The sequence below is a fragment of the Tistrella arctica genome (genome assembly GCF_039630945.1).
Lineage (GTDB): Bacteria > Pseudomonadota > Alphaproteobacteria > Tistrellales > Tistrellaceae > Tistrella > Tistrella bauzanensis.
The window spans coordinates 111,338-134,372 of the sequence record NZ_JBBKTV010000007.1 but is presented as its reverse complement, the minus strand read 5'-3'; the positions used below and the strand labels follow the sequence as shown (position 1 = coordinate 134,372).

Genomic DNA, 23,035 nt, shown 5'->3' with positions numbered 1-23,035 from the left:
TCATCCCGGAACATAACAAAAACGCAGCCGGGCCGACAGCCGCCGGCGCGCCTGTCTTACCTATACCCTTGGGGCTGGCTCTACAAGGAGGGGTTGCGGACGGGGACATGGGCCGGCCCGCGCCTGCCGCATGCCGTCCGCCGTCAGTCCGGGCAGCCGGGCAGCCGGTCGCTGATCCGGCAGACGAAGATCACGGCAGCGCTGTCGGTGCCATCGGCCGCGATCTCGCAGACCGGTTCCGTCTGCGGGCGGCCGGCGATCAGCAGCGCGTCGAGCGGCGCCAGCCCGATATGCGCGTCACCGACCCGGACACCGGCATGGCCGCTGGCGCAGAGCAGGACAAGGATATCCGATGTCGCCGCCAGCGCCTGCGGGGCGGTCACCCGCAGGCGCGTCATGTCGTGGACCAGGCGGCCGCGCCGGGTCATCAGGTTCAGATCGGTGATCGGGCCGTTCACGAGCTGCGCCGTCGTCGGCCGGTCGGCCGGGAAGGCGAGCGGCGGGGTGGCGGGATCGAGGGTGCGGCGCCCCAGCCCGGCGATGTCCAGCACCATGCCGGCGCCGGTCAGCACCGCCAGCGTCCGGTCGATGCCGGGAAAGGTCGAGAATGGCCCATCCACCGCCACTGTCGCCATGCTCAGCCGCCAGTCGAAGCCATCCAGCCCGGCACCGGCCGGCGAGACCGCGATTTCCACGGTCTCGCCGCCGCCGTTTTTCCACGGCATGCGTCTGTGCCCCGCCGCCGGCAGAAACCGCGTGACGCAAGCCGCATCCATGGTCAGTTCCCCAGGATCGCCGGGAGGCGCAGGCCCTGTTCGCGGGCGCAGTCGAGGGCGATGTCATAACCGGCATCGGCATGACGCATGACGCCGGTCGCCGGGTCGTTCCACAACACCCGCTCGATCCGCCGCGCCGCGTCGTCGGTGCCGTCGCAGACCACCACCATGCCGGAATGCTGCGAGAAGCCCATACCGACGCCGCCGCCATGATGCAGGCTGACCCAGGTGGCACCGCTGGCGCAGTTCAGCAGCGCGTTCAGCAGCGGCCAGTCCGACACCGCGTCGGAGCCGTCCTTCATCGCCTCGGTCTCGCGGTTGGGGCTGGCGACCGAGCCCGAATCCAGATGGTCGCGGCCGATCACCACCGGTGCCTCAAGCTCGCCCTTCGCCACCATCTCGTTGAAGGCGAGGCCCAGCCGATGACGGTCGCCAAGGCCGACCCAGCAGATCCGCGCCGGCAGGCCCTGGAAGGCGATCCGGTCGCGCGCCATGTCGAGCCAGCGGTGCAGATGGGCGTTGTCGGGCAGCAGTTCCTTCACCTTGGCGTCGGTCTTGTAGATGTCCTCAGGGTTGCCCGACAGGGCCGCCCAGCGGAACGGGCCGACGCCACGGCAGAACAGCGGCCGGATATAGGCGGGCACGAAGCCCGGGAAGGCGAAGGCGTCTTCAAGCCCCTCATCCTTGGCGACCTGACGGATATTGTTGCCATAATCGAGCGTCGGCACGCCCCTGTTCCAGAAGTCGAGCATCGCCTGGACATGGATCTTCATCGAGGCGCGCGCCGCCGCCTCGACCGCCTTGGGGTCGCTCTCACGCTTCGCCCGCCATTCGGCCATATTCCAGCCGATCGGCAGATAGCCGTTGATCGGATCGTGGGCGGATGTCTGGTCGGTGACCATGTCGGGCCGCACGCCGCGCCGCACCAGTTCAGGCAAAACCTCGGCCGCATTGCCGAGCAGGCCCACCGACTTCGCCTCGCCCGCGTCCGTCCAGCGGCGGATCATCTCCAGCGCCTCGTCGAGCGTCTCGGCCTTGGCGTCGACATAGCGGGTGCGCAGGCGGAAATCGATCGAGTCCGGGTTGCATTCGACCGCAAGGCAGCAGGCGCCGGCCATCACCGCCGCCAGCGGCTGGGCGCCGCCCATGCCGCCGAGACCGCCGGTCAGGATCCAGCGGCCCTTGAGGTTGCCGTCGTAATGCTGGCGGCCGGCCTCGACAAAGGTTTCATAGGTGCCCTGAACGATGCCCTGGGTGCCGATATAGATCCAGGAACCCGCCGTCATCTGGCCGTACATGGCCAGACCCTTGCGGTCCAGCTCGTTGAAATGATCCCAGGTCGCCCAATGCGGCACCAGATTGGAATTGGCGATCAGCACCCGCGGCGCATCCTTGTGGGTGCGGAACACGCCCACCGGCTTGCCCGACTGAACCAGCAGCGTCTCGTCATCGCCCAGCGTGCGCAGCGTCGCCGCGATCCGGTCGAAATCCGCCCAGGTCCGCGCCGCCCGGCCGATGCCGCCATAGACCACCAGCTCGTTGGGATTCTCGGCGACGTCCGGATCGAGATTATTCATCAGCATGCGGAGCGGCGCTTCGGTCAGCCAGCTCCGGGCGCTGATCTCGGGTCCGCGCGGCGCCCTGATCTCGCGGATATTGTGGCGCGGATTGCTCATCGGATGTGCTCCTCGGGCGATAATGCGGCCGGTGTCGTCGATCTCGACCGGCCGAGGGGGCTGAAGGATAAAGAGAGGCTCAAGACGCGCGGAACCGCGTCGCGGGTTCAGGGCCGCGTGGTCTGCACGATGGTCTGCATCGCGGTGAAATCGCCGTTCAGCGGCCGGTCGTCGGCATAGGGGGCCACACGCGCCCGGATGCGGCGATACAGGGCATCGGTCCGTGGCGCCCGCCCCAGACCCGCCGGCTGAAGATCATAGGCCTGCGCCGCCGCCAGCAATTCGATCGCCAGCACCCGCTCCAGATTGTCAAGGACCATCAATGCCTTGCCCGCCGCCGGCGTGGCATGGGTCAGGATATCCTCCTGAAGCCCCGAGGTGACACCGCCATCCAGGCTGGCGGGCGCCGCCAGCCTGCGGCATTCGGCGGCGATCGCCGCCGCCGTGTATTGGGCGATCATGAAGCCCGAGCAGACGCCGCTGTTCCAGGCGAGGAAGGCGGGCAGCCGGCTGACGAGCGGGTTGACCAGCCGGTCGATGCGGCGTTCCGAGATCGCCGCCAGCTCCGCCGCCGCGACGGCCAGGCCATCCATGGCAAGGCCCAGCGCCGCGCCCACCGCATGGGCCTGGGAATGCACCTCCGGCGCGTCAGGCGTGCCGGCGACCGCCGGATTGTCGGTGACACTGGCAAGCTCGCGATCCACCACCACCGTCAGATAGTCCATCTGATCGCGCACCGCGCCGTGCACCTGTGGCACCGCCCGCAGGCTCAGCGGATCCTGGGTGCGGCTGCCGGCCGAGGCCGCCAGCAATTCACTGCCGTCGAGCCAGGATGCCAGCCGGGCACCCACGGTGCGCAGACCCGGCGAGGTGCGCAGCGCCAGCGGCACCGCGGCAAACGCCTCGGCCTGAGCACCCAGGTTTTCATAGGACAAGGTCGCCGCCGCATCCGCCCAGTCCATCGCCCGGTCCATGCGGGCCAGGGCCAGACAGGCGAGGCCGGTGGCACAGGGCGTGCCGTTGACCAGGCTGAGACCTTCCTTGGCCTCCAGCACCAGCGGTTCCAGACCGACCCGCGCCAGCGCCTCGCGCCCGCTCAGCCGTTCGGCGCCATGGCGCGCCTCGCCATGGCCGATCAGCACCAGACCGATCGCCGCGCCATGGGTGAGATAGCCGACCGAGCCGCGCGACGGCACCACCGGCAGAACATCTGCGTTCAGCAATGCCAGAAGCGCATCGACCGTCTCGGGCCGGATACCCGACGCGCCATGGGCGAAATTGTTGATCTGGGCGGCCATGATCGCCCGGGTCTCAGGGGCCGGCAGCGGGTCGCCCACGCCGCAGGCATGGCTGAACAGGATGTTGCGCGACAGGCTCTGCTGGGCGTCGCGGTCGATGATCACATCGCAAAGCGCGCCGACGCCGGTGTTGATGCCATAGCCACGAATGCCGCGCGCCACCAGCGCATCGACAATGCGCCGCGCGGCCTCGACGCGCCCATGGGCGGCGGGCGAGAGATCCAGGCCCGCGCCATCGGCCACCGCCGCGACGTCACGCCAGCCGAGCGGACCGTGACGAACGATGCGGTTGGCCGTCACAAGATCACCCGGGGTCATGTCGCCCGAGAGAAACCCGGTCTGGTTCCCGATCCCATGCCTGTTCTCACTCATGCGCGCCTCCGGCCCGCCGCTGAACGAAGCGGGCCACATAATCATTGGCGGGGCTGGTCAGAATCTCGTCGGGCGTGCCGACCTGAACCAGCCGGCCATCCTTCAGGATGGCGATCTCCGATCCGATGCGCAGCGCCTCGTCGAGATCGTGGGTGATGAAGACGATGGTCTTCGACAGGGTCTGCTGAAGCTGAAGCAGTTGATCCTGCATATCGGCGCGGATCAGCGGATCGAGCGCCGAGAACGCCTCGTCCATCAGGATCACGTCGGTATCGGCGGCCAATGCCCGGGCCAGCCCGACGCGCTGCTTCATGCCGCCCGACAACTGGTGCGGGTATTTGTTCTCATAGCCCGACAGGCCCACGGCCTCGATCCACTGCATGCCGATCGGCCGGGCCTGGGCGGCTGAAAGTCCGCGAACCCGCTGGCCATAGACCGCGTTCTGCAACACGGTGCGATGTGGCATCAGGCCGAAGCTCTGAAACACCATGCTGACCCGATGGGTGCGGAAGTCGCGCAAGGCCTTGGGGCCCAGCGCCAGGATGTCCTGGCCGTCGAAGCTGACCGCGCCGGCGGTCGGCTCGATCAGCCGGTTGATATGGCGGACAAGCGTCGACTTGCCGGAGCCGGACAGGCCCATGATCACGAAGATCCGGCCGGCGCCGATGGTCAGGCTGACATCGTCGAGGCCAACGCTGCACCCGGTGCGGGCCAGGATTTCCGCCTTGTCCAGACCCTCGCGCGCCAGGGCCAGCGCGGCGGCGGTGTCGCGGCCGAAAATCTTGTAGACGTTGCTGATCCCGATTTCAGCCATGTGTCCGGTCCTCGCTGCGCGGCCGGCCGAAGCCCTGGGTGATGCGGTCGAGCACGATCGCCAGAATGACGATGCCGAGGCCCGCTTCCAGCCCCTTGCCGACGTCGAGCGTCTGGATGCCGTTCAGCACCTGCTCGCCCAGGCCGCGGGCGCCGATCATCGACGCCACCACCACCATCGACAGCGCCATCATGATGGTCTGGTTCAGGCCGGCCATGATGGTGGGCGCCGCCAGCGGCAGTTCCACGCCGAACAGGATCTGGCGCGGGCTGCCACCGAAGGCCTGCGCCGCCTCCACCACCTCGCCATCGACCTGACGAATGCCGAGATCGGTCAGCCGGATCAGCGGCGGCACGGCATAGACGATGGTCGCCAGCACCGCCGGCACCTTGCCCAGACCGAACAGCATGATCGCCGGGATCAGATAGACGAAGCTGGGCATGGTCTGCATCACATCGAGCACCGGCAGCGTGATGCCGCGCACGATCCGGCTTTTGGCCACCCAGATGCCCATGGGCACGCCGATCACCACCGAGACCAGGGTCGCCATCAGCATCAGCGCCAGGGTCTGCATGGTCAGATCCCACAGGCCCAGCATCCCCACCGCGAACAGCAGCACCGCCACCATCGCCGTCAGGCCGATCCGGCGGGTCGCCTGCCAGGCGAGTGCGATGAAAATCAGAAACACCGCCCACCAGGGCAGGCCGCGCAGGATCTGTTCGATGAACAGGATGCCCTGAAGGATGACGGTCGAGATGGCCTTGAACACAAAGCCGTACTCGATCACCAGCATCCGGACGAAATCGTTGATCGGCCCGCGAATGGACACATGCAGGGAGTCTGGGAACATGGGGTCGCTTCCTTGCCGCGGGTGAAGCGGAGGACGCCCCCGCCGCCGACAACCCGGCGGCGGGCACGTTGGGAAGAGGCCGGACGAAGAAACCGGCCGGGGCGCGCGGGCCGGTTACTTCACCGCGGCGTCGATCTTCGCCTTGGTCTCGGGCGAGACCCAGCCGCCCCAGACATCACCCTTGGTGGCCAGGAAATGCTTCGCGGCATCCGCCGCCTCGGCCTTCTCGTCGACCATATAAGCCAGGCTGGCATTCACCTCGGCCAGCGGGAAGGTGGCCTTCTCCAGCATCGCCACGATCTCGGGCGCATCCTTGGCGAACTGGGCGTTCAGGCCATAGGCCACCTCGACCGCCGGGAAGGCGCAGCCGCGCTCGCGGCTGCCGGTCGAACTGGTCAGTTCCGTCCAGCAGGCCTCGTCATAGGCCGGCTCGTCCAGCTTGATCAGGTCGTATTTGCCCATGATCGCGGTCGGCGTCCAGTAATAGAACAGGGCCGGTTCGCGCTGAAGATAGGCCGAGGCGATCGCCGCATCCAGCGCGGTGCCGGTACCGGGGCGGAAGTTCACATAGGCGTCGGTCAGCTTATAGGCCTGAAGCTTGGCGGTGTTCACGCCCTCGCAGGTCCAGCCCGAGGGGCAGTTCAGGAACCGGCCCTTCGACGGCTCTTCCGGATCGGTGAACAGTTTCACGATCGCCGGATCGGTGAGCTGCGACACGCTCTTCAGATCGGGCGCCATCGGCTTCACGCCCCGCTCGGCATCGCCCTTGACGACATAGGCCGGCACATACCAGCCTTCGCTGGCGCCGACGAAGGTCTTGCCGACCGAGACCACCTGGCCGGCATCGGCGGCGTTGTTCCAGACATCGCTGCGACCGATCCATTCCTCGGCGAAGATCTGGACGTCGTTATTGGCGGTCGCCTGTTCCAGTGTCACCGAATTGCCGGGGATCGAGTCGACCTTGCAGTCATAACCTTCGGACAGAATGGTCTTCATCACCTCGGTGATGAAGGCGCCGCTTTCCCAGTCGATACCGGCGAAGGTGACGGTCTTGCCGTCACCGCAATAGGTTTCCGCCTGCGCGGCCCCTGTCGAGGCGGCGAAAATGGCGGCACTGGCGGCAAGCGCGAGCTTGAGCGTGGACATGGACACGTCGCATTCCCTTTTGTGGCAGACCCGGTCAGGATTTTCGGTGATCGCCTTCCGCCGCTGTCCACTGTTCTCCCCGGGACGGGCGGTGCGACTTGGTCCAGACCGCTCGGATCATCCCCCCGATGCGGCCAGACAAGTTGTATATGCAAGATGACCCATTTCCCGAACCGGCGCAATACGGTATGGTCGAAAAACATGCAACCTCCCCCGTGCACACCAGACAGGCAGCCCCGATGACCGATATCGCCATGCCGATCGAGGCGACCACCCCGGCCCCCGCGGGGCCGGACGGGCTGCGCGACCTGCCGCTGTATGAACAACTGAAGGCCCGGATCAAGGCACGGATCGATGCCGGCGACTGGCCGGCCAATCACCGGGTGCCGTCGGAAAACGAACTGGTCGAGGCGCTGGGCGTCAGCCGGATGACCGCCAACCGGGCGCTGCGCGAACTGGCGACCGAAGGCGTGATCCTGAGAATCCAGGGTAAGGGCTCGTTCGTGGCGCCCGCCAAGCGCAGCGCGCCATTTCTGGGCGTGCGCAACATTGCCGACGAAATTGCCGAGCGCGGCGCCGTCCACACCGCCGTCATCACCTTGAGCCAGGCCGAGAATTGCGGCCCTGAACTGGCCGATGCGCTGGAGGTGGCGATGGGCGCGCAGGTCTTCCACACCGTGATCGTGCACCGCGAGGACGATGTGCCGATCCAGATCGAGGACCGGTTCGTCAATCCGGCCGTGGCGCCCGATTATCTGGCGCAGGATTTCCACGGCACCACGCCCAACGCCTATCTGACGGCACTGGCGCCGATCGCGCGCACCGAACAGTCGGTCGAGGCTATTCTGCCGAAGGCATGGGAATGCCGGCTGCTGTCGATCGCCCGCACCGAGCCCTGCCTGATGGTCCGGCGGCGGACATGGTCGGTGGCCCAGCGCGCCGAGGCCAGGGTGGTGACATCAGTCCGCCTGCTCTATCCGGGCACCCGCTATCGGCTGGAAAGCGCGTATTGACGCCCTGATCGCGGGCCATGTTCCCTATACAACTGAATCCAGCGGCACGGGTTCGCGATCCAGGCCCGCTATGTCGCGGGTCGGGACGGCTGCGCCCGCAGGAAATCGAAATCGCAACCCTGATCGGCCTGCAACACCTCCTGCGCATAAAGCCTGGCATATCCACGCGCCGGGGTGATCGCGGTCGCCGGCGTTCCGGCACGACGCCGCGCCAGTTCGGCATCGTCGACCAGAAGGTCGATGCGGCGGTCGCACACCGACAGGCGGATGCGGTCGCCGGTCCTGACCAGCGCCAGCGGGCCGCCGGAGGCCGCGTCCGGGGCCACATGCAGCACGATGGTGCCGTAAGCCGTGCCGCTCATCCGGGCATCCGAGATGCGGACCATGTCCTTCACCCCGGCCTGGGCAAGCTTCTTCGGGATCGGCAGATAGCCGGCTTCCGGCATGCCCGACTGGCTCAACGGCCCGGCGTTCTGAAGCACCAGAAAATCGTCGGCCGCGACGTCGAGGCCCGGATCGTCGATGCGGGCGGCAAGGTCTTCAAGCGAGGTGAAGACCACGGCCCTGCCCTCGCGCTCGAACAGCGCCGGGTCGGCGGCCGCGCGTTTCAGAATGGCGCCGCGCGGGGCCAGCGAGCCGAACAGCGCGATCAGCCCGCCTTCCGGCTGCAAGGGGGCGGCCCTTGCCCGGACCACGGCCCGATCGACATAAGGTGCCGGCACGGCCAGGCGTTCGCCCAGCGTTTCCCCCGAAACCGTCAGACAGTCGAGGTTCAGCATCGGCGCCAGTTCGCGCAGCACCGCGCCGATGCCGCCGGCCGCATGCAGATCCTCCATATAGAACGGCCCGGTCGGCTTCAGATCGACCAGAACCGGCGTGGTGTCCGACAACTGGTTGAGCCGATGCAGATCGATGTCGATGCCGGCGCGCCCGGCAATGGCGGTGAGGTGAATGATCGCGTTGGTCGAGCCGCCGATCGCCAGCAGCACGCGCAGCGCATTTTCCACCGACCCCGGCGTGATGATGTCGCGGATGGTGATGCCCTGGCGGATCAGCGCCATGGCCGCCGTGCCCGATGCCTCGGCCGCACGGATGCGATCGGCATGCACGGCGGGGATCGCGGCGGTGCCGGGCAGGATGATGCCCAGCGCCTCGGCGATCGCGGCCATGGTGCTGGCGGTTCCCATCACCGCACAGGTGCCGGCGGTGGTGGCCAGATTGCCCTCGACCTCGGCGATGGTCTCGCCATCGATCTCGCCGGCGCGGAACTTCGCCCAGAACCGGCGGCAATCGGTGCAGGCGCCCAGCCGTTCCCCCCGCCAGCGGCCGGTCATCATCGGCCCGGTGACCACCTGCACCGTCGGCAGCCCGGCCGAGACCGCGCCCATCAACTGGGCCGGCACGGTCTTGTCGCAGCCGCCGACCAGAACCACCGCATCCATCGGCTGGGCGCGGATCATCTCTTCGGTGTCCATCGCCATCAGATTGCGGAAGAACAGGCTGGTCGGGTTGAGAAACACCTCACCCAGCGAGATGGTGGGGAATTCCAGCGGCAGGCCGCCTGCCGCCAGCACGCCGCGCTTCACCGCCGTCACCAGTTCCGGCACGCCGCGATGGCAGTTGTTGAACTCGCTATAGGTCGAGGCGATGCCCACCACCGGCTTGTTCAGCAACGCCAACGAATGGCCCATGGCGCGGGCCATCGACAGGCGCAGATAGCGCGCGAAATCGCGGTCGCCATAAGTGGTCAGGCCGCGGGCGAGCCCCTGCGGTGCCGGGTGGTCGATGTCGTCGGTCATGGCCGCGGACGTCTTTCAAACGGGATCAGAGCACGCGGCGGAACAGCCCCGGATAGTCGACCACCAGCCCGTGACCATCGACCTTGATCTCGCGCCGGAAATCGCTGTCGCGCGACTGATACAGCCACACGCCGCCGGCGTCGATGCGGGTATAACGCTGCGGATCGGCCATCACATCCAGGTCGGGCACGCTGACATAGGCGGTGACGATGTCGATGCCCAGGGCCGGATCGGGGCCGTCGGTCGCCGCCGCCAGCCGCCGGATCGGCAGCGTGTTGGTGAACGGACTGATCGACAGATCGATGTCGATGGCACCGTCCAGATGGGGCAGCGGCCGGTCGTCGCCATCGCGCCAATGCCCTGCCCCATCCGACAGCAGATGCAGCCGGCGATTGGTGCCCACGGCTTCCGCGCGCAGTTCCTGCACCCGCCAGCCGGCATCCATCACCAGGCGATAGCGCACAGCGACCGGGTCATCGGCGGTGCCGATGACCACGCTTTCGGCGGTGGCGCCCTCGGGCCGCAATTTCAGCACCAGATGTTCAAGGCCGGTGCCGCACTGGCTTTCCCAGCGGGCAATGATATCGGGCATCGTCGTCATCTCCACGCGAAAGGCGGGTGGGTCGGCGGCAGCGCGGCCGTCAGGGTGCCGAAACGGTCAGGCGCCCCTCCACCGCGGGGGCAATCGTGCCCGCCGCCGCGATATAATCGATCACCTGATTGGCGGTCAGCTGGGCATCGGATGGGTTGATCACCGGTTCAGCCGCCGTCAGCACGGCATAGCCGTCGCCACCGGCCGCCAGGTAATCGCTGGTGGCCAGGGTATAGATGCGCGTGGTTTCGACCGGCTCGCCGTCCACCGCCAGCTCCAGCACCCGCATGCCGACCGCTTCACGCGGATCGATCCGCGCGGTCAGACCGGAGACCTGCGGGAAACGGCCGGCCAGATCCTCGATGCCCGACAGGCCGTTCTCCAGCGCCGCCTTCAGTTCGGCGCCGGTCACCTCCACCTTCAGGGTGCGGTTGCCGAACGGCAGTTCCGCCAGGATGTCGGCGCGGGTCATCGCCATGCCGGGTTCATAGATCCGGTCGGCGCGGATGCCGCCGCCATTGATCAATGCCACGTCGGCATCGACCGCCATGCGCATCGCATCGGCGACAAGATTGCCGAAGGCGGCCTCGCCACCCCGCACCGCCGCCCGGCGGGTATCGAGGCGGGTGTCGGTCCGGCCGATCACCGCCGACAATTCATGCCCCAGCCGGTCGGTATAAGACTGCACCAGCGCCGCGATCTCAGGATCGGGCGCGATGCCGGCGGTGTTGACGATTTCGAATCGCGGCTGCCATGTGATGCCCGTTCCCGGCCCCGTGCCCGTACCGGTCGCGGTCTTGTCGATGTCGATGCGGGTGATGACCACGTGATCGGCCTGCGACTGCGCCTCGGCCAGCGCCACCCGGCCATCGTGGAACACAAGCAGATGTTCGTCATGGCCCGACAGGATCAGATCGGTCCCCCCGTCGCGGACCAGGCGCATATCGATATCGAGCGGGGTATGAGCGACCGCGACCACGAAATCGGCGCCCATCTCACGCAGGGCCCGCGCCCGCGCCCGGCCGGTGTCGAGGCTGGACGCGAAGCTGATCGGGCTGCGCTTGGCCAGAACCCGTGTGGTCTCAGTGGTCAGGCCATAGAAACCCACCCGGATGCCGTCGACCTCGACGATCTTGTGGTCCATGGTATGCGCCGGCTGGCTGCCATCGGCCTCGCGGATATTCGATGCCACCACGTCGAAGCGGGCCTCGGCCATGCGCGCGCGGAAGACATCGGCACCGAAATCGAACTCGTGATTGCCCGGCACCATCACATCCGGCGGCATCCGGTTCAGGATCTCGATGATGTGCCGGCCCTGGTCGATGCCCGACAGCAGCGACGGCGAAATGGTGTCGCCGGCATGGATGAAGAAGGCCGGCCCTTCTGCCCGCACCCGATCCAGCACCGTTTTCAGGCGGGCGAAACCACCCTGCCCGTCCTTGTCTTCCATGCGGTCGATGTCGTTGGTCTGCACGAAGCGCAGCGTGACCGTCTCCGCCTGCGCCGCCGGCATGGCGGCAAGTGCGAGTGCAGCACCGACCAGCAGTGATGCCAGCGACCGGTGGATCAGCGACCGGTGGATCAGAGACCGGCTCATCAACGGCATTGGCCGACACTCCCCTCAGCACAGCGGGTCTCGCCGTCCACCCAGATCGCGCCGGTCAGATCGGCGTTGTACAGATCAGTGCCACCCAGATTGGCACCGGTGAAATTGGCCTCGCGCAGATCCGCGCGGTAGAAGCGGGTCCGGCGCAGATCGGCGCCGGAAAAATCGGCGCCGCGCGCCCGGGCGCGGGTGAAATCGGTGGTGATCATGTTGGCGCCGGCGAACACCGCCTCCTCGGCGATGGTCGAGACGAATTTGGTCTCGCGCAGATCGGCGCCGGAAAAATCGGTGCCGGTCACATCGGCACGGGTGAACGACGCCTTGCGCAGCCGGCTGCCCTGAAGGTTCATGTTCTGCATCGGCCGGCCGTCGAAATAGCAGTCGGTCCAGTCGACATTGGGTCGGCCGGGATCGCTGCATCCGGCGCGCGCCGGCGCTGGTGCCATCGCGGGCAGGATCAGGGCGGCCGCAACGGCCAGCACCGCGCCCCAATGGCGGGCGCGGCCCGATGCAGTCGGTCGGGTCTGGTAGGTCATCAGGGGGCATGCCTCATCTGGCCGATCCATCACACGGCATCCGCATCAACATATAGTGCGCGGCCGCGTCCGCCCAGACCGAAGGCCACCACTGCGCCAACTGGTCGCTTGATAGCGGCATCCCGTCATGCGTTCATAAGGCATGTATGGGCACCATCCCGCCGTCAGACCATACCGGTCAGGCAGGGGTACCGATCATGACAGAGGACAAGGAGGCCGCGCCCACCCCGGCCGGCGATGCCGCGCCGGTGGCGGGAATCGATGTCGCCGTGGTGGACATGGTACCGGACCACACAACTGATGATCCGGCCGACAAGCCATAGCCGGCACCAGAGACGCGATCGCAGCCCGGATGGCGCGGTGTGTCGAAAATGGTTGGCGCCGGTTGCCCGGAGGGACAAGCTGTGGTCCAACCACCGATTACAGGCTTCCCGTCTTCCGGAGATCCATCGCCATGGCCGTCGTAGCCCCCGCCAAGCCCGTTGCCATCGCCGTCGATGACGGTTTCCTCGCGGCGCTCGCCGCCATCCTGAGCGACCGGATGTCGACCGCCCAGGCGGTTCGCGACCAGCATGGCCGCGATGAGAGCTATCACGAGGTCGAGGCGCCGGATGTCGTGGTCTTCCCCGAGACCACCGAGGAGGTGGCGGCGATCGTCAAGCTCTGTGCCGCGAACGACGTGCCGCTGATCCCCTTCGGCACCGGCACGTCGCTGGAAGGCGGCGTCGCCGCGACCCGTGGCGGGGTGTGCATCGACATGAGCCGGATGAACGCCATCCTGCGCGTGTCGACCGATGATCTGGACGTGACCGTTCAGGCCGGCGTCACCCGCAAGCAGTTGAACGAGCATCTGAAGACCACCGGTCTGTTCTTCCCGATCGACCCCGGCGCCGACGCCTCGCTGGGCGGTATGGCCGCCACCCGCGCCTCGGGCACCAATGCCGTGCGCTATGGCACGATGCGCGAGAACGTGCTGGCCCTGACCGTGGTGATGCCCGATGGCCGGATCGTGAAGACCGCGCGCCGCGCCCGCAAATCCTCGGCCGGCTATGACCTCACCCGCATCTTCGTGGGCTCGGAAGGCACGCTCTGCGTGATCACCGAAGTCACCCTCCGGCTCTATGGCGTGCCCGAGGCGATTTCGGCCGCGGTCTGTCCGTTCGACAGCCTGGAAGGCGCCGTGCGGACGGTCATTCAGACCATCCAGATGGGTGTGCCGATCGCGCGGGTGGAACTGCTCGACGAGTTGTCGGTCAAGGCGGTCAACGCCTATTCGAAGCTCGATCACCCGGTGCAGCCGACGCTGTTCTTCGAATTCCACGGCACCGAGGCCGGGGTGGTCGAGCAGGCGGAAATGGTCCAGGCGATCGCCTCGGAGCATGGCGGGGGCGATTTCAAGTTCGCGACCCTCGCCGAAGACCGCAACGCGCTCTGGCAGGCCCGCCACAATGCCTATTACGCGTCGCTGCGCCTGCGGCCCGGGTCGAAGGGCTGGCCCACCGATGTCTGCGTGCCGATCTCCAGGCTGGCCGATGCGATCCTGGAAACCCAGGAGGATCTGAAAACCTCGACGCTGATCGCGCCGATGGTCGGCCATGTCGGCGATGGCAATTTCCATCTGGTGCTGCTGGTCGACCCCGACAATCCGGCCGATCTGGTCGAAGCCCAGCGGATCAATGACCGGCTGGTGGAACGGGCGCTGGCCATGGGCGGCACCTGCACCGGCGAACATGGCATCGGCCTTGGCAAGCGCGACTTCCTGATCGCCGAACATGGCGAGGCGATTTCGGTCATGCGCCAGATCAAGCAGGCGCTGGACCCGCAGGGCATCATGAATCCCGGCAAGGTGCTGCGCCCCTGATCCGGGGCGCGATCCTCCGACCGGCCGATCGACGCCCGCGGCAGAATCCCGCGGGCGTTGTCGTTCGTGGGGTGACGGCACCGGCAGGCCGCGCCTAGACTGCTCGCCCACGCCGCACGACCGGCAGCCTGTCTCAAGAACAGCCTGTCCCAAGAAACGATCCTGGGGGGAACCGTCCCGACATGAGCACCCATCGCATCCTGTCACGGCTGACACGCCGTGGTCTTCTGAAGAGCCTCGGCCTGTCGGTCGCGGCCGCAGCCCTTGCAACCGTCCTGCCCCACGGCGCCGAAGCCGCCGGCGACAAGGTCAAGGTCGCGGCCCTCACCTTCGTGTCGTCGTCGCCGCTGTTCATCGCCAAGGAGCGCGGCTATTACGAGGATGAAGGGCTCGATGTCGAGATCGAGTTCTTCCGCGCCGCCCAGCCGGTGGCGGTGGCGATCGCCTCGGGCGATGCCGATTTCGGCGTGACCGCTTTCACCGCCGGCTTCTTCAATCTGGCCGGCAAGGGCGCGGTGAAGGTGATCGCGGGCCAGTCGGCCGAGATCGCCGGGCATGAGGGATCGGCGATCCTGGTGTCGAACCAGGCCTGGGAGGCCGGGTTCCGCAGCGTCGACGATTTCCCCGGCCACAGTCTGGCGATGACCCAGGTCGGCTCGTCCTTCCACTATATGGCCGGCAAGCTGGCCGAGGCTCGTGGCTTCGATCTGGACAAGGTGGATCTGAAGCCGCTTCAGGCGGTGCCCAACATGATCGCGGCGCTGAAGACCGGTCAGGTCGACGCCATGATCATCGTGCCCCATATCGCCAAGGGGCTGGTCGACAGCGGTGCCGCCAAAACTCTGGGCAAGGTCGCCGATTATGCGCCCTATCAACTGGGCGGGCTGTTCACCTCCACCGAGAACGTCGCCGAGCGTCGCGACATGGTGGAACGCTTCGTGCGCGCCTATGTCCGCGCCTCGGCCGATTACAATGCCACGCTGAACGCGGTCGACGCCCAGGGCAACCGGGTGTTCGGCCCCGACACGCAGCCGGTGGTCGATATCATCAACAAATATGTCTATCCGGATAAGCCCAATGACGCGGGTGTGAAGGCCGGCGCGATGTTCATCGAGCCCAAGGGCCGGTTCGATGCCGCCGACATCGCCGAACAGGTCCGCTGGTATCAGGCGCGCAATCTGGTCGATGCCTCGGTCGATCCGGCCAGCTTCATCGACACCAGCTTCGTCGATGGCGGCTTTTCCGTCACCGCCGCCAGATAGGGCGCCGACAGCCGATGCGTCTGATCCTCGATGCGGTCGTCCACAGCTATGATGACCTTCACGCCCTGGGTCCGATCGACCTTGAGGTGGATGATGGTCGGATCGTGGCCGTGGTCGGCCCGTCGGGCTGCGGCAAATCCACCCTGCTCGCCATCGCGGGCGGCCTGATCCGGCCGTCTGCGGGGCGGGTGGCGATGGCGGGCGACGTGCCCGCCGGATGCCTCAACCCATTGACCTATGTGTTTCAGGATTTCGCCCTGCTGCCATGGCGCAGTGTCGCGGCCAATGTCGCCCTGCCGCTGGAAGGGCGCGGGCTGGGGCGGGCCGAACGTCGCGCCCGTGTGGCCGATGCGCTGGACCGCACCGGCCTGTCGGATTTCGCCGACGCCCTGCCCCGCCAGTTGTCGGGCGGCATGCGCCAGCGGGTCGGCATCGCCCGGGCGCTGGCGGTCAATCCGGCCGTGCTGCTGATGGACGAACCGCTATCGGCGCTGGACGCCCAGACCCGCGATCTGCTGATGGACGATCTGGTGGCCCTGCATGGCCGCGCGCCGTTCAGCGCGCTCTATGTCACCCATAATCTTGCCGAAGCCGTCCGCCTGGCGCATCGGGTGGTGGTGCTGTCGCGCCGCCCCGGCCGGGTGCGCGACGTGGTCGACATCGATATCCCCATCGCCGATCGCGCCAGCACCTCGGCCGATCTGGCCGTGATCACCGACCGGCTGTGGCAGTCGATCCGCGACGAGGCCGCGACCGCCGACCGGGAGCTTGCCAATGTCCGATCGTGACATCCGTCCGGTCCCGTTCCGGGGCGGCGGCTTCCGGCCCCGCCGCATGCCGGTGGTCACCGCCGTGTTCTTCATCTGCCTGCTGGCGCTGTGGGCGGTGGGCAGCCGCACCGGCTTCATCGGGCCGCTGACCCTGCCGCCGCCGGGCGATGTGCTGGCATCCCTGGCCCGGTTGATCGAGACCGGCGATCTGTGGCGCCATCTGTCGGCCTCGCTGTTCCGGCTGGGCGCCGGCTGGACGATCGGGGTCACGGCAGGCGTGGCGCTGGGGCTGGCGGTGGGGCTGTTCTCGGTGGCGCGCGCCATGGGCATGCCGGTGGTCTCGGCATTGTTCCCCATCCCCAAGATCGCGCTGCTGCCGTTGTTCATCATCTGGTTCGGCATCGGCGAGCCGTCGAAGGTGGCGACCATCGCCTTCGGCGTGTTCTTCCCGACGGTGATCAACACCGCCGGCGGGGTTGCCAATGTGCCGCGCAGCCTGATCGCCATGGGCCAGAGCTTCGGCCTCAGCCCCTGGCGGATCATGACCCGGATCGTTCTGCCGGGAGCCCTGCCCGCCATCCTGACCGGGTTCCGGGTCTCGGCCTCGATCGGCATCATCCTGCTGGTGGCGGCCGAGATGATCGGCGCCCAGTATGGTCTGGGTGCCCTGGTGCTGGCGGCGGGCAATCTGATGCAGACCGATCTGCTGATCGCGGGTGTGGTGGTGCTGTCGCTGCTGGGGCTGATCGTGGCCGGGCTGCTGGGGCTGATCGAGAAGCGCCTGCTGCGCTGGCGCTGACCGTTGAAGGTTGATGATCCGATGGCGGCCGAGATGCAGCCTGCTTCCAACGCCGACACCGATCGCGGCCTGGTCTATGCCTTCACTCTGGATGGTCGGGGTGGAGGCCGGGCCGTGCCGCCCGCCGATCTGCCTGCCGCCACCCGTGCCGCGCGCGATGGCAGCGGTCCGCCGCTGTGGCTGCATGTCGACCGCACCGCCGCCGCGGTCGGTATCTGGCTGGATGAAGCCGGCATTCCACCACAGGCGGCCGAAGCCCTGCTGGCCGAGGAAACCCGCCCGCGCGCCGACCGGTTCGGCGACGGGCTGGTGATCAATCTGCGCGGGTTGAACCTCAATCCCGGAATGGATGCCTTCGATCTGGTGTCGGTGCGCGCCTGGACCGCCCCCGGCATCACGCTGACCACCCGGCGCTATCGGATCATGGCCGCCCGCGGCATGGCCGAGGCGCTGGCGGCCGGCGCCGATGGCCCGCTGGATGCGGGTGGGGTGATCGCGCAGTTGGCCGACCGGCTGATGACCCGCCTGCGGGTCGAGATCGACCGCCTGGAAGACGAGATCGACCAGTTGGAAGACGAGGCGCTGGATGCCGCCGCCGTCGGCGGCACCAGTGCGCGCAATGCCCACAGGCCCGTCGGCATCCGCCGCGCCCGGGCGCGGCTGGCGGAACTGCGCCGCGAAACCATCGCGCTCCGCCGCTATATGGCGCCGCAGCGCGAGGCCCTGTCGCGGCTGGCGACTTTGGACCCCAGCCCCTTCGGACATGCCGACCGCCTGGAACTGCGCGAAACCGCCGACCAGTTGACCCGGATGGTCGAGGATCTGGATGCCATCCGCGACCGCACCCTGCTCGCCCAGGGTGAATGGGAGGCACGGATCGCCGAGCGGACCGACCGCACGGTCTATCTGCTCACCATCCTGTCGGCGGTGATGCTGCCGCTGGGCTTCATCACCGGGCTGCTGGGCGTGAATGTCGGTGGCATTCCCGGCGCCGACCATCCGGGGGCCTTCGCCATTCTGTGCGCGGCGCTGGCGATCCTGGTCGCGATCCAGCTCTGGCTGTTCCGGCGCCTGCGCTGGATCTGACCGCCGGGACCAGCGTTCAGAACCAGCACTCAGGGTCGCCGGTACAGCACCATGCCGCCGTGATACAGCACGCCGTCGATGAAATCGCCATCGGCGGTGAAGCCGGTGTCATCGAGGTATTCGATATGGTCACCGGTGACAGTGTAGGCGCCCTGATAGGCGGCCTCGCGGTTGCCGCGCGCCTCGACATAGCGGCCATTGGCCAGCAGTTCATGGCGGATGCGGCCATCCTCGGTCACCCACATGCCGACATATGGATGGTCATGGGGTTGATCAGGGGTGGTCATGGCGCGGGTCTCCTCGGCATAGGCCATGGGAATGAGCGTGGGAATGGGGATGAGGCCGAGCATGGCCGCGACTGTAACCCCCGTGACACGGCTGATACGCAAATGCATCTCCTCCGCAGCCGGCAACCTGCCGGGCCGGTCAGTGGGGGCTGGCGGTCGGCCGGACGATCATTTCGCTGACATCGACATCATCGGGCTGGGCGATGGCAAACCGGATCGCTCGGGCGATGGCCTCGGGCTCGATGGTGATCTGCCGGAAGCTCTCCATCGCCACGCGGGCGGTGTCGTCGGTGATGGTGTCGGCCAGTTCCGACGTCACGGTGCCGGGCGAGATCACCGTCACCCGGATGCGGTCGGTTTCCTGGCGCAAGCCGTCGGAAATGGCGCCGACCGCGAATTTGGTCGCGCAATACACTGCGGCGGTCGGGCTGACCGCATGACCGCCGATCGACGACACATTGATCACCTGACCCGTGCCCTGTTCCGTCATCACCGGCAGCACGGCCGCGATGCCGTGCAGCACGCCCCGGATGTTGACGTCGATCATCCGGTCCCATTCATCCAGCTTCAAGGCAGCCAGCGGCGACAACGGCATCACGCCCGCATTGTTGACGATGACGTCGATCCGGCCGAATTCGGCACGGGCGGCATCGACGAAGGCCATCATGTCGGCGCGGTCGGTAACGTCGAGCGCGCGGGCCCGGGCGGTGCCGCCGGCCGCGGTGATGGCATCGGCCAGCCGGTCCAGCCGGTCGGCGCGGCGCGCGCCCAGCACCACCACCGCGCCGGCGGCGGCCAGGATACGGGCGGTCGCCTCACCGATGCCGCTGCTGGCGCCTGTGATCAGCACGATCTTGCCGGCGACACCCGCCATGGGCACCACCGGCTGCATGGTGCCGGATGCGGGTGATATCGGTTGAGTGGTCATGGCATCAATCCCCGTGTCATGCTGGACGGGACAAGCCGGTGATGACCGGTCGCCCCTTGCACTCAGAGATACAGCCTGTGGTCATGGAGCATAATCACCGGGCCGTTACCAGGACTTGTTAGCCGGAATGGTATAATCGTGCTCCACCGCCCGCACGGCGTCGATGAAGGCCCTGAGCGCCGGTGCCATCTGGCGCTGGCGCGGATAGCACAGGAAGAACCCCGGATAGGCCGCACACCACGGCTCCAGCATCGGCTCCAGCCGCCCGGCCGCGATATGCGGGGCGCCTTCCTCATTGGTCAGGAAGGCGATGCCGATACCGGCGAGGCAGGCATCGAGCATCATCCGCCGGTCATTGACGATCAGCGGGCCCGCAACGCTGACCGCGAACCAGGCGCCATCGCGGCAGAATTCCCAGTCATAGGGCTGGCTGCGCCCGTCCCAGCGCCAGCGGATACAGGCATGAGCGGTCAGATCACCGGGCTCCGCCGGCCGGCCATGGCGGGCAAGGTAATCCGGTGTGGCCATGGGAAACTGCCGGTGATCGCCCCCCAGTTTCACGGCGATCATGTCCTTCTCCACCACCTCTCCCGGCCGGATCGCCAGATCGAAGCCACCGGCGACGATATCGACCACCGCGTCGTCCACCGTCAGATCGATCACCACATCGGGATGGGCGGCATGAAACGCCGCCAGCATCGGCTCGATACGTCTGGCCGCCGCGACACGGGCGGCATGCACCCGCACCGTTCCAGCGACCCGCCCGCCGGCCCGGCTCGCCATCTCGACCGCGGCACCGATCTCGTCCATGGCTGGCCGCAGGCGGTTGAACAGTGCCTGACCGGGTGGCGTCAGCGCCACGCTGCGCGTGGTGCGATTGAACAGCCGCACACCCAGCCGCGTCTCCAGCGCCCGGATCGTCTGGCTCAACGATGACGGTGTGACGCCCAGCCGCTCGGCCGCCCGGCTGAAGCCGCCCTGCTCGGCCACTTCCACGAAGGCGCGCAACTGCGCATATTCCACCCCCTGGCTGGACGGGGTCATCCTCTGCCTCCCTGACCTGAACGATGCGGCATTGTCTCAGGGCGGCGGATGATTTCCAATCGGGAGCCATGAAGACGCACGAATGCGCCCGCCGAGGAACACGCCCGCCATGCAGTCGACACCCCATGTCTCCACACCCGTTCTCGTCACATGCGACGGCGCCGTCGCCACCGTCACCCTTGCCATGCCGCCGGTCAACGCCCTCGACAGTGCTGCGCTGGAACGGCTGATCGGGCTGGTGGCCGAGATCGATGCCGACCCTGCCATCCGCGCCGTGGTCCTGACCGGCCAGGGGCGCTGCTTTTCGGCCGGGCTGGATCTTGCCGAAGAACTCGACGCGATCGAGGCCGGCCGCCCCGGCCCCTCGGCGCATGGTGTGGCGTTGTATGAAGCGCTCACCCACCGGCAGACGCCGTGGATCGCCGCGATCAATGGTGCCGCACTGGGGGCCGGACTTGGCATCGCCGTCTGCTGCGACGTCATCCTGGCAGCCGACAATGCCATGGTCGGCCTGCCCGAGATCAATGTCGGCATGCTGGGCGGCGCACGCCATGCCATGCGGCTGCTGGGGCATTCCACCGTGTCGCGGCTGCTGCTGACCGGCCGGCCACTGCCGGCCGCCGAACTTGCCCGCCGCGGCGCGATCGAGCCGGTGACGACGCCCGAGGCCCTGCTGCCGGAGGCGCTGGCCCTGGCGCGCGAGATCGCCGGCAAGGATCCGGTCGCCATCCGCCATGCGCTTGCCTGTCTGCGCGAGGTGGAAGACATGCCGCTGGTCGCGGGCTATGCGGCCGAAATGGCCCATGTCGCCGAGCTTGCCCGCACAGAGACGGCGCAGGCCGCCATGCGGCGCTTCCTCAAGCGCGATTGACGGGGCCCTGCGTCACATGGGCAGGAACGTGATCCGTGTCACCCGCCCGGTCCAGAAGGGCAGGATGCGGCCGGCCGCCGCGCGGGCGATGGAGAACGCCATCGGCACCATCACGCCGTCGACCTGCTGATAATCGCTGCGGCTGACATGCTCGCCCGATCCGTGATAGGGCGTGGACAAATCGCCATCCTCCTCGGCATCGAAGCGTTCCAGCAGCCCATCGGCGCGGAAGGTGGCCACAAGCGATGCCGTCTGCCCCATGGCGGTCACCACCGCGCGGGCGCGGACGGCATCGATCGCCTGCCAGTGCACCGGCCCGCCGGGCAGCAGCGCCATCGGGTAGAGCGGGCTTTCCAGCAGCCAGCGACGCAGGGACATCCGGTCCAGCGCCGGTGAGCCCGCTTCGTCGACGACGGTGATGGTCGACAGGATGCGGGCCTTCATCTCCATGCGGCCATCGGCGAAGGCATCATAGGCCCGCGCCCAGACAAGACCCGACAGCACCGGCGTGGTTGCGGCAAAGACCAGTGCCGGCGTGCCGGTGGCGATTGTCTGCTCGGCGGTGGTCGGCGCGAAATCCTCGGTCAGCGGCCGGCGGAAATCGCCCGCCATCTCCAATGCCACCGCCGTCACCGGCGGTGGCAGGCCATCGGGAAAAACCGCCCGGAAATAGGCCTGCACCGGTGCCGGCAGCGCCGCCATCGCCCCGGAATCAGGCTGTGGTGACGGCCGGGCATCTCCGGCTTCACGCACCCGAACGACATGCGCCGCGATGGTCGCCTCGGTCGTGTATGAACCGACCGCAACCGCGATCGCGCCCGCCGCCAGCAAGCCGCCGGCCCCAAGGGCCGCCATGGTCCGGGTTCTGGTCCAGGATCTGCGCATGGGATCTCCCCGCCCCCGCCGCGCGGGCGGAGGTCATGATGGTTGTGGCTGTCAGGGATAAGGATGGAGACGGTTGATCAGCCGTCGGGGCGGCGCGTGTCCGCAATCAACCCCATGATGGTGTCGACGGTGCCGGTCAGCAGCGCATCCACCGGCCGGGTCGCGGCCGGAATGCGCCCGGCGGCAATCAGCGCCGCCGCGCCATGGACGGCCGACCACATGGTGAAGGCGACCAGATCCGGATCGCGGCCGGGCAGATAGCCTTCGGCCTGTGCCGCCTGGATGCCGGCCTTCAGGAACACCAGCGATGTCATGCCGGGATCGGCGGCGAAGGGGTCGGGCATGGCGGCGACGGCAGGGGGCGGCGAGAACATCAGCCGGTAAAGCGCCGGGTTGTCGGCGGCGAACCGCAGATAGGCAAGCCCGCCAAGGCGCAGCCGTGCCATCGCATCGCCGCCACTCGCGACCGCGACCGAGAGCTTGGTGTCGAACAGCCGCGCGAAACCGGCATCATGCACCGCGCGCAGCAGCGCATCGCGGTTGCGGAAGTGATTGTACAATGCCGGCGCGCTGCACCCGACGGCGGCGGCGACCTCGGCCATGGTCACGGCCTCCGGCTCCCGGCTCTCAAGCAGCCGGATGGTTTCCGACACCGCCCGATCCGGGATGTCGATCGCCTGATCCTTGCGCGGTCGCGCCATCCGGCCCTCCGGCATTTACTGAACAACATTAAATTAATCTTATTCAGTAAATCCCGTCAAGCC

The 23,035-nt window shown here is 67.7% G+C and carries 23 protein-coding genes; 8 read left to right on the top strand and 15 right to left on the bottom strand.

The features are described from left to right. Positions 1-143: 143 nt before the first annotated feature. From WG924_RS16865 to WG924_RS16840, 6 genes are all read right to left on the bottom strand, one after another. Positions 144-725, bottom strand: coding sequence for a HutD/Ves family protein (locus tag WG924_RS16865; protein WP_345934268.1), 582 nt, complete (start codon positions 723-725; stop codon positions 144-146). 53 nt (positions 726-778) lie between these two features. Continuing rightward, positions 779-2,452 (bottom strand): urocanate hydratase, encoded by a 1,674-nt coding sequence (gene hutU, locus WG924_RS16860; protein ID WP_345934266.1) that lies wholly within the window; start codon positions 2,450-2,452, stop codon positions 779-781. Positions 2,453-2,559: 107 nt separating this feature from the next. Beyond that, positions 2,560-4,068, bottom strand: a complete 1,509-nt coding sequence (locus WG924_RS16855; protein ID WP_345934547.1) for an HAL/PAL/TAL family ammonia-lyase — start codon at positions 4,066-4,068, stop codon at positions 2,560-2,562. A 46-nt stretch (positions 4,069-4,114) separates the two neighbouring features. Further along, positions 4,115-4,936 carry a quaternary amine ABC transporter ATP-binding protein gene (locus WG924_RS16850; protein ID WP_345934264.1) on the bottom strand — a complete coding sequence of 274 codons (822 nt, stop codon included), beginning with the start codon at positions 4,934-4,936 and terminating at the stop codon, positions 4,115-4,117. Next, complete coding sequence (locus WG924_RS16845) at positions 4,929-5,786, bottom strand: ABC transporter permease (protein WP_345934263.1); 858 nt, start codon at positions 5,784-5,786, stop codon at positions 4,929-4,931. Before WG924_RS16845 ends, WG924_RS16850 begins: the two co-directional genes overlap by 8 nt. A gap of 114 nt (positions 5,787-5,900) precedes the next feature. Then, positions 5,901-6,938, bottom strand: a complete 1,038-nt coding sequence (locus tag WG924_RS16840; protein ID WP_345934262.1) for an ABC transporter substrate-binding protein — start codon at positions 6,936-6,938, stop codon at positions 5,901-5,903. Positions 6,939-7,186: 248 nt separating this feature from the next. On the opposite strand from WG924_RS16840, the gene hutC reads away from it, so the two are divergent. Continuing rightward, positions 7,187-7,945 (top strand): histidine utilization transcriptional repressor HutC, encoded by a 759-nt coding sequence (gene hutC, locus WG924_RS16835; protein ID WP_345934546.1) that lies wholly within the window; start codon positions 7,187-7,189, stop codon positions 7,943-7,945. 68 nt (positions 7,946-8,013) lie between these two features. On the opposite strand, the gene WG924_RS16830 is transcribed toward hutC, so the two are convergent. From WG924_RS16830 to WG924_RS16815, 4 genes are read right to left on the bottom strand one after another with little or no spacing between them, the layout of a single operon-like run. Further along, a complete protein-coding gene (locus WG924_RS16830; RefSeq protein WP_345934261.1) occupies positions 8,014-9,744 on the bottom strand; it encodes a dihydroxy-acid dehydratase in 1,731 nt (576 codons plus the stop codon). 25 nt (positions 9,745-9,769) lie between these two features. Further along, positions 9,770-10,336 carry a putative glycolipid-binding domain-containing protein gene (locus WG924_RS16825; RefSeq protein ID WP_345934260.1) on the bottom strand — a complete coding sequence of 189 codons (567 nt, stop codon included), beginning with the start codon at positions 10,334-10,336 and terminating at the stop codon, positions 9,770-9,772. A gap of 49 nt (positions 10,337-10,385) precedes the next feature. After that, positions 10,386-11,933, bottom strand: coding sequence for a bifunctional metallophosphatase/5'-nucleotidase (locus WG924_RS16820; RefSeq protein ID WP_345934257.1), 1,548 nt, complete (start codon positions 11,931-11,933; stop codon positions 10,386-10,388). Continuing rightward, positions 11,933-12,478 (bottom strand): pentapeptide repeat-containing protein, encoded by a 546-nt coding sequence (locus WG924_RS16815; RefSeq protein ID WP_345934256.1) that lies wholly within the window; start codon positions 12,476-12,478, stop codon positions 11,933-11,935. The genes WG924_RS16820 and WG924_RS16815 overlap by 1 nt, the downstream gene beginning before the upstream one ends. A gap of 197 nt (positions 12,479-12,675) precedes the next feature. Here WG924_RS16815 and WG924_RS16810 point away from each other — a divergent pair, with 197 nt between their 5' ends. The 6 genes from WG924_RS16810 to WG924_RS16785 all read left to right on the top strand — a co-directional run bounded on the left by WG924_RS16810 (position 12,676) and on the right by WG924_RS16785 (position 18,256). Continuing rightward, positions 12,676-12,801: a hypothetical protein gene (locus WG924_RS16810; RefSeq protein WP_345934255.1), complete on the top strand. Its 126-nt coding sequence runs from the start codon at positions 12,676-12,678 to the stop codon at positions 12,799-12,801. Positions 12,802-12,932: 131 nt separating this feature from the next. Further along, entirely contained in the window at positions 12,933-14,339 is a 1,407-nt protein-coding gene (locus WG924_RS16805; protein ID WP_345934253.1) for an FAD-binding oxidoreductase, read from the top strand. 182 nt (positions 14,340-14,521) lie between these two features. Beyond that, entirely contained in the window at positions 14,522-15,601 is a 1,080-nt protein-coding gene (locus WG924_RS16800; RefSeq protein WP_345934252.1) for an ABC transporter substrate-binding protein, read from the top strand. 14 nt (positions 15,602-15,615) lie between these two features. Then, positions 15,616-16,389, top strand: coding sequence for an ABC transporter ATP-binding protein (locus WG924_RS16795; RefSeq protein ID WP_345934251.1), 774 nt, complete (start codon positions 15,616-15,618; stop codon positions 16,387-16,389). After that, the gene (locus WG924_RS16790; RefSeq protein ID WP_345934250.1) at positions 16,376-17,170 is read left to right on the top strand and encodes an ABC transporter permease; all 795 of its coding nucleotides are present in this window, start codon (positions 16,376-16,378) and stop codon (positions 17,168-17,170) included. Before WG924_RS16795 ends, WG924_RS16790 begins: the two co-directional genes overlap by 14 nt. A 33-nt stretch (positions 17,171-17,203) precedes the next feature. Further along, on the top strand, positions 17,204-18,256 hold the full coding sequence (locus WG924_RS16785) for a zinc transporter ZntB (RefSeq protein ID WP_345934249.1): 1,053 nt from the start codon (positions 17,204-17,206) through the stop codon (positions 18,254-18,256). 29 nt (positions 18,257-18,285) lie between these two features. Here WG924_RS16785 and WG924_RS16780 read toward each other — a convergent pair whose 3' ends face one another. The 3 genes from WG924_RS16780 to WG924_RS16770 all read right to left on the bottom strand — a co-directional run bounded on the left by WG924_RS16780 (position 18,286) and on the right by WG924_RS16770 (position 20,515). Continuing rightward, a complete protein-coding gene (locus WG924_RS16780; RefSeq protein ID WP_345934545.1) occupies positions 18,286-18,570 on the bottom strand; it encodes an Atu4866 domain-containing protein in 285 nt (94 codons plus the stop codon). A 112-nt stretch (positions 18,571-18,682) separates the two neighbouring features. Then, on the bottom strand, positions 18,683-19,417 hold the full coding sequence (locus WG924_RS16775; protein ID WP_345934544.1) for an SDR family oxidoreductase: 735 nt from the start codon (positions 19,415-19,417) through the stop codon (positions 18,683-18,685). 159 nt (positions 19,418-19,576) lie between these two features. Beyond that, a complete protein-coding gene (locus WG924_RS16770; protein WP_345934248.1) occupies positions 19,577-20,515 on the bottom strand; it encodes a LysR family transcriptional regulator in 939 nt (312 codons plus the stop codon). A 109-nt stretch (positions 20,516-20,624) separates the two neighbouring features. Here WG924_RS16770 and WG924_RS16765 point away from each other — a divergent pair, with 109 nt between their 5' ends. Further along, positions 20,625-21,386: an enoyl-CoA hydratase-related protein gene (locus tag WG924_RS16765; protein ID WP_345934247.1), complete on the top strand. Its 762-nt coding sequence runs from the start codon at positions 20,625-20,627 to the stop codon at positions 21,384-21,386. Positions 21,387-21,398: 12 nt separating this feature from the next. On the opposite strand, the gene WG924_RS16760 is transcribed toward WG924_RS16765, so the two are convergent. Together WG924_RS16760 and WG924_RS16755 are read right to left on the bottom strand one after the other, a co-directional pair. Further along, positions 21,399-22,271, bottom strand: a complete 873-nt coding sequence (locus WG924_RS16760) for a DUF6920 family protein (RefSeq protein WP_345934246.1) — start codon at positions 22,269-22,271, stop codon at positions 21,399-21,401. A 77-nt stretch (positions 22,272-22,348) separates the two neighbouring features. Next, positions 22,349-22,972, bottom strand: a complete 624-nt coding sequence (locus tag WG924_RS16755) for a TetR/AcrR family transcriptional regulator (RefSeq protein WP_345934245.1) — start codon at positions 22,970-22,972, stop codon at positions 22,349-22,351. Positions 22,973-23,035 lie beyond the last annotated feature (63 nt).

What these genes read in the sequence shown, in the direction of transcription:
- WG924_RS16865 (WP_345934268.1), bottom strand. Translation starts at nt 725, where the DNA reads ATGCCGTGGAAAAACGGCGGCGGCGAGACCGTGGAAATCGCGGTCTCG.
- hutU (WP_345934266.1), bottom strand. Translation starts at nt 2,452, where the DNA reads ATGAGCAATCCGCGCCACAATATCCGCGAGATCAGGGCGCCGCGCGGA.
- WG924_RS16855 (WP_345934547.1), bottom strand. Translation starts at nt 4,068, where the DNA reads ATGACCCCGGGTGATCTTGTGACGGCCAACCGCATCGTTCGTCACGGT.
- WG924_RS16850 (WP_345934264.1), bottom strand. Translation starts at nt 4,936, where the DNA reads ATGGCTGAAATCGGGATCAGCAACGTCTACAAGATTTTCGGCCGCGAC.
- WG924_RS16845 (WP_345934263.1), bottom strand. Translation starts at nt 5,786, where the DNA reads ATGTTCCCAGACTCCCTGCATGTGTCCATTCGCGGGCCGATCAACGAT.
- hutC (WP_345934546.1), top strand. Translation starts at nt 7,187, where the DNA reads ATGCCGATCGAGGCGACCACCCCGGCCCCCGCGGGGCCGGACGGGCTG.
- WG924_RS16830 (WP_345934261.1), bottom strand. Translation starts at nt 9,744, where the DNA reads ATGACCGACGACATCGACCACCCGGCACCGCAGGGGCTCGCCCGCGGC.
- WG924_RS16825 (WP_345934260.1), bottom strand. Translation starts at nt 10,336, where the DNA reads ATGCCCGATATCATTGCCCGCTGGGAAAGCCAGTGCGGCACCGGCCTT.
- WG924_RS16820 (WP_345934257.1), bottom strand. Translation starts at nt 11,933, where the DNA reads ATGAGCCGGTCTCTGATCCACCGGTCGCTGATCCACCGGTCGCTGGCA.
- WG924_RS16815 (WP_345934256.1), bottom strand. Translation starts at nt 12,478, where the DNA reads ATGACCTACCAGACCCGACCGACTGCATCGGGCCGCGCCCGCCATTGG.
- WG924_RS16810 (WP_345934255.1), top strand. Translation starts at nt 12,676, where the DNA reads ATGACAGAGGACAAGGAGGCCGCGCCCACCCCGGCCGGCGATGCCGCG.
- WG924_RS16805 (WP_345934253.1), top strand. Translation starts at nt 12,933, where the DNA reads ATGGCCGTCGTAGCCCCCGCCAAGCCCGTTGCCATCGCCGTCGATGAC.
- WG924_RS16800 (WP_345934252.1), top strand. Translation starts at nt 14,522, where the DNA reads ATGAGCACCCATCGCATCCTGTCACGGCTGACACGCCGTGGTCTTCTG.
- WG924_RS16795 (WP_345934251.1), top strand. Translation starts at nt 15,616, where the DNA reads ATGCGTCTGATCCTCGATGCGGTCGTCCACAGCTATGATGACCTTCAC.
- WG924_RS16790 (WP_345934250.1), top strand. Translation starts at nt 16,376, where the DNA reads ATGTCCGATCGTGACATCCGTCCGGTCCCGTTCCGGGGCGGCGGCTTC.
- WG924_RS16785 (WP_345934249.1), top strand. Translation starts at nt 17,204, where the DNA reads ATGCAGCCTGCTTCCAACGCCGACACCGATCGCGGCCTGGTCTATGCC.
- WG924_RS16780 (WP_345934545.1), bottom strand. Translation starts at nt 18,570, where the DNA reads ATGGCCTATGCCGAGGAGACCCGCGCCATGACCACCCCTGATCAACCC.
- WG924_RS16775 (WP_345934544.1), bottom strand. Translation starts at nt 19,417, where the DNA reads ATGGCGGGTGTCGCCGGCAAGATCGTGCTGATCACAGGCGCCAGCAGC.
- WG924_RS16770 (WP_345934248.1), bottom strand. Translation starts at nt 20,515, where the DNA reads ATGACCCCGTCCAGCCAGGGGGTGGAATATGCGCAGTTGCGCGCCTTC.
- WG924_RS16765 (WP_345934247.1), top strand. Translation starts at nt 20,625, where the DNA reads ATGCAGTCGACACCCCATGTCTCCACACCCGTTCTCGTCACATGCGAC.
- WG924_RS16760 (WP_345934246.1), bottom strand. Translation starts at nt 22,271, where the DNA reads ATGCGCAGATCCTGGACCAGAACCCGGACCATGGCGGCCCTTGGGGCC.
- WG924_RS16755 (WP_345934245.1), bottom strand. Translation starts at nt 22,972, where the DNA reads ATGGCGCGACCGCGCAAGGATCAGGCGATCGACATCCCGGATCGGGCG.